Annotated in this window: 8 protein-coding genes and 1 pseudogene; all 9 read right to left on the reverse strand. The window is 66.0% G+C overall.

Annotation, left to right across the window (positions count from 1 at the left end; translation table 11 throughout):
* Positions 1-2,486: nitrite reductase large subunit NirB (gene nirB / locus H928_RS28840; RefSeq protein ID WP_021028003.1), on the reverse strand; the 2,486-nt coding region annotated here is incomplete at its 3' end.
* 304 nt (positions 2,487-2,790) lie between these two features.
* Positions 2,791-3,624 carry an ABC transporter ATP-binding protein gene (locus H928_RS0119485; RefSeq protein WP_021028004.1) on the reverse strand — a complete coding sequence of 278 codons (834 nt, stop codon included), beginning with the start codon at positions 3,622-3,624 and terminating at the stop codon, positions 2,791-2,793.
* Positions 3,621-4,526, reverse strand: coding sequence for a nitrate ABC transporter permease (gene ntrB / locus H928_RS0119490; protein WP_027011141.1), 906 nt, complete (start codon positions 4,524-4,526; stop codon positions 3,621-3,623). Before ntrB ends, H928_RS0119485 begins: the two co-directional genes overlap by 4 nt.
* Before the next feature lie 109 nt (positions 4,527-4,635).
* A complete protein-coding gene (locus tag H928_RS0119495) occupies positions 4,636-5,931 on the reverse strand; it encodes a CmpA/NrtA family ABC transporter substrate-binding protein (protein WP_021028006.1) in 1,296 nt (431 codons plus the stop codon).
* A gap of 309 nt (positions 5,932-6,240) precedes the next feature.
* Positions 6,241-7,557, reverse strand: a complete 1,317-nt coding sequence (locus H928_RS0119500; RefSeq protein ID WP_021028007.1) for a nitrate regulatory protein — start codon at positions 7,555-7,557, stop codon at positions 6,241-6,243.
* Positions 7,558-7,634: 77 nt separating this feature from the next.
* Positions 7,635-8,453 (reverse strand): M55 family metallopeptidase, encoded by an 819-nt coding sequence (locus H928_RS0119505; protein ID WP_021028008.1) that lies wholly within the window; start codon positions 8,451-8,453, stop codon positions 7,635-7,637.
* A gap of 4 nt (positions 8,454-8,457) precedes the next feature.
* A complete protein-coding gene (locus H928_RS0119510; protein WP_021028009.1) occupies positions 8,458-9,552 on the reverse strand; it encodes a P1 family peptidase in 1,095 nt (364 codons plus the stop codon).
* Entirely contained in the window at positions 9,545-10,552 is a 1,008-nt protein-coding gene (locus H928_RS0119515) for a Bug family tripartite tricarboxylate transporter substrate binding protein (RefSeq protein ID WP_373604932.1), read from the reverse strand. Before H928_RS0119515 ends, H928_RS0119510 begins: the two co-directional genes overlap by 8 nt.
* Positions 10,553-10,711: 159 nt before the next feature.
* A pseudogene (locus H928_RS33650) lies at positions 10,712-12,117 on the reverse strand (molecular chaperone DnaK); the annotation flags it as partial.

Here is a 12,117-nt window from a genome sequence, read left to right on the forward strand (position 1 = left end):
GTGGCGGGGGCGGAAAGGGCTGACAGCGCAGGCGCAGCCTGCAGCACCGGCAGTGGCTGGGAATGGCGCAGGTCCACCGCCGCCTTGTCGGTCTCGAACCAGGGGTCGGGCTCGCCGTCGAGCGCCTGCTGCAGCTGGGCCCAGAGCGCCTGGCGGCCGGCGGCGTCGTCCAGAATGCGGCGCTTGACATGGTCCAGCCCCACGCGGCTCACGTAGTGCACCGTGCGCTCCAGGTACCAGCCCTCCAGCCGGTAGAGCTGCATGAAGGCGCCGGTGTACTCCAGCACCTCCTCGGCGGTCTTGAGCTTGGTCAGAAAATGCGCCACCTCGGTCTTGATGCCGCCATTGCCGGCGATGTACATCTCCCAGCCCGAATCCACGCCGATGATGCCCACGTCCTTGATGCCCGATTCGGCGCAGTTGCGCGGCCAGCCGCTGACGGCAAACTTCACCTTGTGCGGCGCATACATGCGCCACATCGCGCGTTCGAGGTCCTTGCCCATCTGGGTGCTGTCCTGCGTGCCCATGCGGCACCACTCGCTGCCCACACAGGTCTTGACGGTGCGCAGCGCCTTGGCATAGGCATGGCCGCAGGGCATGCCTATGTCGTTCCACACGCCTTGCAGGTCTTCCTTTCTCACGCCCAGCAGGTCAATGCGCTGGCCGCCGGTCACCTTCACGGTGGGGATCTGGTACTTGTCCACTACATCGGCAATGCGGCGCAGCTCGGCGGCCGTGGTCTCGCCCCCCCACATGCGCGGGATCACGCTGTAGGTGCCATCCTTTTGGATATTGGCGTGGCTGCGCTCGTTGATAAAGCGGCTTTGCGGGTCATCGCGCGCCTCCTTGGGCCAGGTGCTGATCAGGTAGTAGTTGATGGCCGGGCGGCAGCTGGCGCAGCCGTTAGGTGTCTTCCACTCCATGAAGCGGAAGACGCTGTCGGTCGTCAGCAGCCGCTGCTCGCGGATCGCATCGCGCACCGCCTGGTGGCCGTGCTCCGTGCAGCTGCACATCGGCTTGGTCTTGGGCGATGCCGAATAGTCGCCACCGACGGTGAACATGATGATCTGCTCTACGAGGCCGGTGCAGGAGCCGCAGCTGGCGCTGGCCTTGGTGTGCTTGCGCACCTCGTCCAGGGTGAACAGGCCCTTGTCCTTGATGGCCTTGCAGATGGCGCCCTTGCTCACGCCATTGCAGCCGCAGACCTCGTCGGCATCGGCCAGCGCGGCGGCCTTGTTCTGGCCCTGGTGGCCGGCATCGCCCAGGTTGGATTCGCCAAACATCAGCTTGTCGCGGATATCGGCCACGCTGCGCCCTTCGCGCAGCAGCTTGAAGTACCAGCTGCCATCGACCGTATCGCCATAGAGGCACGCGCCCACCAGCCGGTCTTCCTTGATCACCAGCTTTTTGTAGACGCCCGAGTAGGGGTCGCTCAGCACGATCTGCTCGGTGCCCTTCCCGCCCTGGAAATCCCCGGCCGAGAACAGATCAATGCCGGTGACCTTGAGCTTGGTGGAGGTGAGCGAGCCTTGGTAGCGGCCGATGCCCATCTCGGCCAGGTGGTTGGCCAGCACCTTGCCCTGCTCAAACAAAGGCGCCACCAGGCCATAGGCAATGCCCCTGTGCGCCGCGCACTCGCCCACTGCATAGATGCGCGGGTCGGTGATGGTCTGCATGGTGTCGCTGACGACAATGCCCCGGTTCACATGCAGGTGCATGGCCTCGGCCAGCGCCGTGTTGGGGCGGATGCCAACGGCCATCACCACCAGGTCGGCCTCGATCTCGCGGCCATCGGCAAAGCGCAGCGCACGCACCCGGCCTTCGGCATTGCCCAGCAGCTCTTGCGTCTGCGCCTGCATGAAAAACTGCATGCCCCGCTCAATCAGCGATTTCTTCAGCAGCTGCCCGGCCTGGTCATCGAGCTGGCGCTCCATCAGCCACTCACCGGCATGCACCACTGCCACCTGCATGCCGCGCTTCATCAGGCCGTTGGCCGCCTCCAGCCCCAGCAGGCCGCCGCCAATGACCACCGCATGGCGCCAGTGCTGCGCCGCATCGATCATCGCCTGGGTATCGGCAATGTCGCGGTAGGCCAGCACGCCTTGCAGCTCCTTGCCGGCAATGGGCAGCATGAAGGGGTTGGAGCCCGTTGCCAGAATCAGCCGGTCGTAGTCGGCCGTCACCGCCTCGCCATCGGCATTGCGGGCATGCACCACGCGGCGGGCGCGGTCCACCGCATGCACCGTGCAGCCGGCATGCAGGCGCACGCCATGCGTCTCGTACCAGCGCCAGTCGTTGAGCACGATGTCATCCAGGGTCTGCTCGCCCGCCAGCACCGGCGACAGCAGGATGCGGTTGTAGTTGGGGTGGGGCTCTGCGCCAAATACCGTTATCTCGTACAGATCCGGCGCCAGCGCCAGCAGCTCTTCGAGCGCACGCACACCCGCCATACCGTTGCCAACCATGACCAACTTGATTTTTTTCATAGCATTTCCCGTGGGCAGCACAAAAAAAAACGTCTAGGCGCCGCATGCCAGGCATGCGCGCTTAGACGTCTTTGTCTTTGGACGGTAGCGCCACTGTGCACCACCACCCGGTGGCCGCCATGGCCACGCCAAGAGCTATGCAAGTTCCATACCAAGTTGGCTGTCGAAGCGCGCCCGCAGCCGCGCATCGCCTGTGCACATTTTTTGTGCTGCCTCGGTGCCACACTGGCGCCGCCCTGCCTCATTTGCGTGCACAAAAAAGGCGCTCCCTATGAAGCGCCTGTTGCTAGCTAAGTAGGCTTTATCAGGCCACCTTCTCCACATGCACCTGGCGGGTGTAGAGAAAATCGATCACCGCCTTGCGGCAGGCCTGGTACTGCGCATCCTCGGCCAGCGCCACCCGGTTGCGCGGGCGGGCCAGCGGTACCGGCAGCACCTCGCCAATCGTCGCGGCGGGCCCATTGGTCATCATCACGATCTTGTCGGACAGCAGCACGGCCTCATCGACATCATGGGTCACCATCACCACGGTGCTGCGCGTGCGCGCGACGATCTCCAGCAGCTCGTCCTGCAGCTTGGCGCGGGTCAAGGCATCGAGGGCGCCAAAGGGCTCGTCCATCAGCAGCACCTGCGGCTCCATCGACAGCGCCCGGGCAATGCCCACGCGCTGCTTCATGCCGCCCGAGATCTCGCCGGGGCGCTTGTGCGCTGCATGCGTGAGCCCCACCAGCGCCATCGCGGCATCGGTGCGCGCAGCCAACTGGGCCTTGCGCTCGCGCGCACCAAACACCCGCTCCACCGCCAAGTGCACATTGGCCCAGCAGGTGAGCCAGGGCAGCAGCGAATGGTTCTGGAACACCACGGCGCGCTGCGGCCCCGGCCCCTTGATCTCGCGGTTGGCGCAGAGCAAGGTGCCTTCGCTGGGGCTGGTGAGGCCGGCAATCAGGTTCAGCAAGGTCGATTTACCGCAGCCCGAGTGGCCGATCAGGCTGACAAACTCGCCCTGTGCGATTTCCAGGTTGATGCCCTGCAGCGCCTGGAACAGGCCCTTGGCGGTCTTGAAGCTTTGCGCCACCTGCTGGACCTCGATGTACTTGGCGTTGGGGGCCGTGGCCTGGGGGTTGGGGTTGATGGTCATGCCTTGACCTCCTCAAAAGTGAATGCCGAAGCCAGGCGGATCAGCGCCCATTCCAGCAGCAGGCCCACGAGGCCGATAACAAAGATCGCAATGATGATGTTCTTGACGTTGAGGTTGTTCCACTCGTCCCAGACCCAGAAGCCAATGCCCACGCCACCGGTCAGCATCTCTGCAGCCACGATCACCAGCCAGGCGGTGCCGACGGCCAGGCGCACGCCCGTCAGCATGTAGGGCAGTACGGCGGGGAAGAGGATGGTGGTGGCAATCTTCCACTCGCTCAGGTTCAGCACCCGCGCCACATTCATATAGTCCTGCGGCACACGCTGCACGCCCACGGCCGTGTTGATCACCATCGGCCAGATCGAGCAGATAAAGATGGTCCAGATTGCCGCCGGGTTCGCGCCCTTGAACACCAGCAGGCCAATGGGCAGCCAGGCCAGGGGCGACACCGGGCGCAGCAGGCTGATCACCGGGTTGAACATGCGCGAGAGAAAGTCAAAGCGGCCAATGACAAAGCCCAGCGGAATGCCGACCAGTGCCGCCAGGCCAAAGCCGATGCTCACCCGCTGCAGCGAGGCCAGCACATTCCAGCCCACACCCTGGTCATTGGGGCCGTTGCGGTAGAAGGGGTCGCGAAAAATCTCCTGCGCCTGGGCCCAGGTCTCCTGCGGGCCCGGAATGCCGGGGTTGCCCTGGGCGACGATGGACCACAGCACCAGCAGCAGGCCAAAGCCCAGCACCGGTGGCAGCAGGTTTTGCACCAGCGTGCCAAAGCGCTGCTGCCAAGCGGCAGCCAGATCGCGCGGGGCCGCAGCAGCAGCAGCATCAGCAGCAGCAGGCGCGGATGGCGCTGATGGCTCGGCCGTCGCAGCCAGCCCAGCAGTGGGCAGGCTGCGCGCCATGTGCTCATGGATGGACAAAACCTTGCGTTCAGCCAGGGCCTGGGCCGTGGCCGGTGTCGGCAAGGACGACACACTCTCTCGCAATGCAGCTGGCATGGGGTGCTCCTTATCAGGCCTTGAGGGCAAAGCTGTCGGCGTACTTGGCGGGGTCCGAGCCATCCCAGACCTTGCCGTCGATCAGCTGGCTGCTGCGTATGTCCGACTTGGGCACGGCGATCTTCAGCTGCGCAGCCGCTTCCTTGTACAGCGCGGTCTGGTTGATCTTCTTGGCCACCGCCAGGTAGTCAGGGTGGCTCTTGAGCAAACCCCAGCGCTTGTGCTGGGTCAGGAACCACATGCCATCGGACAGATAGGGGTAGCTGGCCTCGCCATCGGCAAAGAACTTCATGTGGTTGGGGTCGTCCCAGGTCTTGCCCAGGCCATTTTGGTAGCGGCCCAGAATGCGCTGGTTGATGGCGTCCACGCTGGTGTTCACATAGGCCTTGCCGGCAATGGTCTCGGCCATCTTCTGCTTGTTCTGCAGGCTGGCATCGATCCAGCGGCCCGCCTCCAGAATCGCCATGGTCACGGCGCGTGCCGCATTGGGGTGGCGGCTGACAAAGTCCTGCGTGCAGCCCAGCACCTTTTCCGGGTGGTCACGCCAGATGTCCTGGGTGGTGACGGCCGTGATGCCAATGCCATCCATGATCGCGCGGTGGCCCCAGGGCTCGCCCACGCAAAAGCCATCCATATTGCCCACGCGCATATTGGCCACCATCTGCGGCGGCGGCACGGTGATCACTTTCGCATCCTTGAGCGGGTGGATGCCCGCGCTCGCCAGCCAGTAGTACAGCCACATCGCATGGGTGCCCGTGGGGAAGGTCTGCGCAAAGGTGTATTCGCGCTTTTCCGCGCCCATCAGCTTGGCCAGAGACGCCGCATCCACAGCGCCCTTGTCGGCCAGCTTTTTGGACAGGGTGATCGCCTGGCCATTGCGGTTGAGCGTCATCAGCACCGCCATGTCCTTTTGCGGGCTGCCCACGCCCAGCTGCACGCCGTAGACCAGACCGTAGAGCACATGGGCAAAGTCCAGGTCGCCATTGACCAGCTTGTCGCGCACGCCAGCCCAGCTCGCTTCCTTGGTCGGCGTGATCTTGACGCCGTACTTCTGGTCCAGGCCCAGCACCGAGGCCATCACCACGCTGGCGCAGTCGGTCAGCGGGATAAAGCCGATATTGACCTCTTTTTTCTCCGGTGCATCCGAGCCTGCGGCCCAGACGCCCTGGTGGCCCAGCGCGCTGTAGACAAAGGTGGCGGCCGCTGCCTGGGCGCCATGGCGCAAGAACTGGCGGCGGCCTGCCAGCGGCGAAGAAGCGGGCGAAGCCTCTGCCGCCAGGGCGGTGTCAGGGGTGGGGCGTATCGTCATTCTTGTCAAACTCCATCGAAGGCGTTGCAGATTCCAAAAACAAAAAACGGCGTCCTTTCGCTGAGGGCTTGCACCGTCAGGAAAGGGACGCCGTTGTCCCGAAATAACTCGCGATTACCGGAAACAGGCCGCCTTTGGCCTGGTTGGGGAGACCAATGCATATTCCATGCCAATTCAAAAAATTGCAGTGCTTCCCTCTGGAGAGGCGACCTGGGCCGGCGCTACACAGCGGCCCGCGTCCCTGCAATGGTGCATTGCAGCAGCCCGCGGGCCAGCGGCTGCCATGCTTTGGTGCGCGGGGGAAAGCTGCTAGCGCTCAGTTGCAGCAGGGGCTGCAGGGGCTTGGGGCACCAAGGCCGCCATTGCCAGCACGGCCTCGGCCACCTCCAGCATGCGCTTGTTCTGGTTCATCGCCGTCTGGCGCAGCAGCTGGTAGGCATCGCTCTCGCTGAGCTGGTGCTGGGCCATCAGCAGGCCCTTGGCGCGCTCCAGGGTCTTGCGCTCATGCAGGGCCGTCCTGGCTTCATCAATCTGGGTTTGCATGGTCTGCAGCCGCTGCGATTGCTGCTGCACCAGCGACAGGATATCGCGCCCCAGCGCCGGCGCGCCCACGGCATCGAGCGACCAGGTATCGGGCGGCGCCGAGGCCTCAAAAAAGGCCATGCCGCCTTCGCTGCCCTCGGCGCCCTCTGCGCCCTTTACGCCCTCTTGGGCAGGTTCAGCACCCGGTGGCAGCGCCTGCAAGGCCGCCAGCGCCCGCTCCTGCGCCTGCAGCTTGTGCAGGCACAGCACCTGCAGCTCCTGGGCGACCAAGGTCTCCACGCCATGCAAGGCATCGAGCCGGTGGCTGCAGGCCGCAAACCAGTCGGCGCTCCAACTGCGGCTCAGGCTGGCCCCGCTCGCGGTATGGGCCACGCGGCGCATGCGCTCCACCGCCGCCATGTCGGTATCGCCCGCCATATGGGCCTGCCACAGCACCAGCACGCGCGGCGTAGCCAGGCTGGCAAACACCTCAAAACAGCGCTCCTGCGATTCGATCAAATGCAGCCACTGCGCCCGGGCACTGGGCTGCAGCTGGCCTGAGGCAAAGGCGCTGGTGCCGCAGGCGCGCTCCTGCCCGGCCAGCTCCTTGCCCTGCATCAGGTGAAACAGGGCCACCAGCATGCGCGATATCTCGGGCTCGTTGGCGCTGTCGGCCGCCTCAAACACGACGGACAGACAGCCGGCAATCAGGCGCGCAAAGGCATCGGTACAAGCGGGGGGCGTGAGCCGCCCGGCCTGCACCTGGGCGCGCAGCGCAGGCAGGGCCGCCACGCCTTGCAAGGTATAGGCAATCGCATTGCACAGCCGCGCGCCGCTGCCACCCGAAGGGTGCGGGCCCAGGCGATCGAGTTCATCGCGCACGTTGGCGATCTGTGCATCTGCCAGCAGCCGCTGGGGCGCCAGCAGCTCGGCGCCCTGCGCGCCGCCGCTGGCCAGCACCATGTTCGACAGCCCGCGCTCCTTTTGCAGCGCATGCACCAGGCCCGACATCGCCACCACCAGCGAGCAGGCCTTGCCCAGCTGCTCCAGCGCGGCCATCTCATGCTGGCGGGCAGCGACCAGAAAATGCAGGGAAGACTTCATAAACGCGCACCACCGATGTTGAGCGCTCTACCCAGCAGGTTTCATGCCATGCCAGCCTGGGTATGGCCGCAGGCCGCTCAGCGCAGCATGCTGGACATGGCCGAGAGGCAATTGGTCATGCGCACCGCCGATTCAATGTCCGGCGCGCTGAAACGCACGGTGCGGCCATCGACCCGCTCCAGCGTCGGCCACTGGCAGAACAGATCGGCCATGCCGGGCGACGTAGCTGCAATCTGCACCTGCACCGGGCTGGCGGTGTGCAGCGGCAGGCAGCACGCGCGCCCGGCCAGGCCCTGCTCCACCCCGGCGCGGATGGCTTTTTGCGCCTGCTCGGGCGAGAGGCTGATGCCGCTGCCCTGGCCGGTGGCGCGCTTGGTCTGCACAAACACCGCCTGCGGGAAGATCGCCTGGTTCTCCTCACGCAGCACATCGTCGCCGGCCAGCATCACCACCGGCGCGCCATAGGCGCCTGCCAAGGCGCCGTAGAGGCTGGCCTCGCTGGCCTCCTGCCCATTGATATGGATGCTGGCAAACGCAAAGCTGTTGATGGTGTGGGCCAGAATGCCCCGGCCCTGCGCGCGCGAGTGGTAGCCAACCATGCAGACCGCATCCACCCCCAGCTCCACGCCAGCGACCATGCTCAGGTAGCGCGGTTTGCCCTGGATGACCTGGGCGCGCGCATCGAGCAGATCGGGCGGCATATTGCGAAAGCCGCCATGCGAATCGTTGACATAGACCTCCAGCGCGCCAGCGGCAAAAGCGCCTTCGACGGCGGCATTGGCCTCCTGGGCCATCAGGCGGCGCGCGCGCTCATACTCGGGGTTGCCCGCACGCACCTGCTCGGGGTGGTAGACACCGGCCACGCCTTCGATATCGACAGAAATCAGTACTTTCATCGCCTCAGTCCTTGCACAGTTCTTGCAGCCCCCAGCGCTGGTGGCCGTCGCGCCCTTGCACGCTCCGGGCATGCCACAGCGCATTCAAAATCGATTGCTCTACCGCATCGGCTGCCGCGCGGAACAGCGGGTCCAGCTGCGCCTCATGCAGCATCGCCAGCGCCGGCATCGGCGCGGCCGCATCGGCCGGCAGGGTGTAGGCGGTCGAGAACGCCAGCGCAATATCGCCGCTGCCATGGCCGTAGCACGATCCCGTATTGGCCAGACCGGCAGCGGCACGGCGCGCCAAGCGGCTGAGCTGGCGGCTGTCCAACGGCGCATCGGTGGCCAGCAGCATGATGATGCTGCCTTTGTCGATGCCGTCGCCCGCTGCGCTGCCCGGTTGCATACCGGCAGCCAGCTTGGCCTGCAGACGCCGCTCCAGCGCCGCGCCCACCGCCTGGCCGCCCCAGCGCAGATCGGCCAGCTTGCCCATATTGGCCAGCACCAGCGCGCCCACGGTATAGCGCTCGTCACCCACAACGACCTGGCGCGATGCGCTGCCGATGCCGCCCTTGAGCTGGAAGCTCGACATGCCCCGCCCAGCGCCCACCGCGCCCTGCACCACGTCGGGCGAGGCGCTGTCCAGCGCTGCCTGGTAGTGCGCCGGGCCAATGGCCATGCGCTGGATATCACTCAGGTAGCCGTCATTGCATTCCAGCACCAGCGCGTTCACGGTGGGCAGGCTGCGGCCGCATTCGGGGTTGTCGGCAATGCACTGCGCAATCTGCGCCTGCACGACGGCCGAGACACCAAAGGTGTTGGTCAGTGCAATCGGCGTTTCAATCTGGCCCAGCTCGGCCAGTTGCACCAGGCCGGCGCTTTTGCCAAAGCCATTGATAACGGCCAGGCCCGCAGGCAGCTTGTGCAAAAACGGGTTGTCCAGCGGCGGTATCAGCACCGTGACCCCCGTCTGCAGATCGCCATCGGACAGCGTGCAATGGCCCAGGCGCAGCCCCGCCACATCGGTGATGGCATTGCGCGGGCCGGCAGGCAGCAGGCCGACGACTGGCAATTGCTGGCAGGCGGCCAGCAGTGCGGCGTCTTGGGGCTCAGTCAATGTGCGCTCCCGAGTCCTGCACCACCTGCTTCCAGTAGGCCAGCTCGGCCGGCAGGCTGGCCTTGAAGCTTTGCGGTGTCGACACCACCGATTCGGCGCCCAAGGTCTTCAGGCGCTCGGCCATCACCGGCGTGGCCAGCACCTTGGTGATGGCGGCATGCAGGCGCACGACGACGGTCTCGGGCGTGCCGGCCGGCGCAAACAGCCCATACCAGCTGGTAACAGCCAGGCCCTTGCCCAGCGGCACGATCTCGGGCGCCAACTGGGTCGGCTTGTCCGAGGCCACGCCCAGCACCCGCAGCTTGCCGCTAGTGACAAAGGGCATCACGCCGGGAAAGCTGCCAAAGGTCATCGGCAGCTGGCCGGCCACCACATCGGTGGCAGCGGCCGAGGCGCCCTTGTAGGGCACATGCAGCAGGTCCACACCCTTTTGCTTTTTCAGCATCTCGCCCAGCAAATGGTTCAAGGTGCCATTTCCGGCCGATGCGTACTCCACCTTGCCGGGGTGCTGCTTGGCATAGGCCACCAGTTCGTCCAGGTTCTTGGCCGGAAAGTTCGGGTTCACCACCAGCAAATACGGGGCGACTGCCAGCTGCATCACCGGCGTGAAATCCTTGATCGGGTCAAACGGCACCGCGCTGTAGAGCGCCGGGTTGATCGTATAGGCGCTCTGCGCCGTGACCAAAAAGGTGTAGCCATCGGCCGCGCTGCGCGCCACCTGGCTGGTGCCCACATTGCCATTGGCCCCTGCCCGGTTCTCCACAATCACCGGCTGCCCCAGCGACTGGCCCAGGCCCTGCGCCACCGCACGGGCAATCACATCATTGGCACCACCGGGTGCCTGGGGCACCACAAAGGTGATGGGCTTGCTCGGCCAGTTGGCCGTACTGGCTTGTGCCCAGGCCTGGGGTAGCACGCCGCCCGCCAGCACTACGGCCAGTGCCGTACCCAGCGCGGCACGGCGCGGCAAGCAAGCTGAAGAGGGGGTCGTGTCAAACATCATTGCAATATCTCCTTGGAAAAAGGCACAGCGCCGGCAGTCCCGCGCGGTGCAGCCGCCATTGTTGCACTGGCTGGAGGGCAGAATGCTACGCCAGGCGCGCCTACGCATCGCGATTGCAGCAGAGGCCAGCGCCCAAATACGGGGCGTCGCAGCTGTTTACAGCAGCACCAGCCCCGGCGGCAGGCTGTCGCCCAGACTGCGTTGCTGGTCTTCGGCATCCATCTCCACCACCTGGCTCACCATCGCGATCCAGCGCTCGGGCGCGCCGCTGCTGCGCATCTTGTCCAGTACCTCGCTGCGCAGCGCATCGGGCAGGTCGCGGGCGCGGTCGCCGGTCATGCGCGCCATCTGCAGCGCCGCAAACATGGCGGTCTCGTTGCGGCGCCAGTCCTGCGCCAGCGTGGCCTGTACAAATTCCTGGGCAGCGGCAGGCGGCATCACCAAGTGCGCATTGGCGGCCATTGGCTGGCGGGCGGCCAGGCGGCCAATGGCCCACCAGGTCTGCACGGTTTCGCCCTCGCGCTTCAAGCGCTGCAGCATCCACTGGCCCATCTCCTGGCGGTACTGCCAGGGGACGGCCTCCATCGCGGCAAACAGGCGCAGCATGTCGTCATAGCTGCCATGGCTGCTTTTGCCGCCACTGCCATCGGCGCGCTTGCGGGCGGTTTGCTGCACCGCCTTTTGCATGTGGCCGGCCACATCTTCGAGCAGCTCCATCTGCTGCGCTTCATTCAGCCCGGCAGCCACGCGGCGCCAGAACACCCACCATTCGGTCCAGTTGCCCGGCTCCTTGCCATGGCCCAGGCCTTGCGGGTACAGCGCCCAGACCTGCTCCACCCGCCAGGCATCGAGCTGCGCGCCCAGGCCCGGGCGCAGGCACCAGCCGGCCAGGTTCAGCCAGGCGCGCTCATGCTCGGGCGTGCGGCGGCGGCGCTTGGCACGCGCCAGCAGCGCATCAAACATGGCCCGCAGCAGTGCCAGGTCCCAGCTCGTGCGCGGGCCCAAGAGCCGCTCCAGCACCTGGCGCAGCTGGCGCACTTCCTTGGCATCCACCGCCTGCGCCTGGTTGCCAAAAATGCGGTCGATCTGCGCAATCGCCTGCTCCCGGCGCGCACTGGCCCGCGCATCGTCGGCACTGTCCTCCGTGGCGGCGCTGTCATCCGTTGCCTGCACGGCGCCGCGCAGGCTGAGCGGCAGCAGCCAGGATTGGCGGGGGTCATCGACGGCCAGGCAGCGCACCTCCAAGGTGCCGACTTCGGTCATGCTGGCTTGCAGCTGCACCTCGATCTGGGCCTTGTGCTGGCCTTCGGGCGCGGGCAGCACGGTGGCGAGCGGCGGCAGCTCTACCCAACCATCGCCCAGCAAGGGGGCCAGTTGCCCGGCCTGGGCCGGCAGGCTGGGCAGGCTATTGGCCAGCAGGTCAAAGCGCACCGCCTGCCCAAGCCTAAGTGCAAAGCGCCGGCCCGACAGAACAATCCGCACCCCTTCCTGCGTGCCGCGTGGCAGCAGGCACAGACACTGGGGCGCTGCGCCTTGGGCACCGGGCAGCAGCAGCCAGTAGC

This window comes from Comamonas sp. B-9 (assembly GCF_000410635.1).
GTDB lineage: Bacteria > Pseudomonadota > Gammaproteobacteria > Burkholderiales > Burkholderiaceae_C > Comamonas.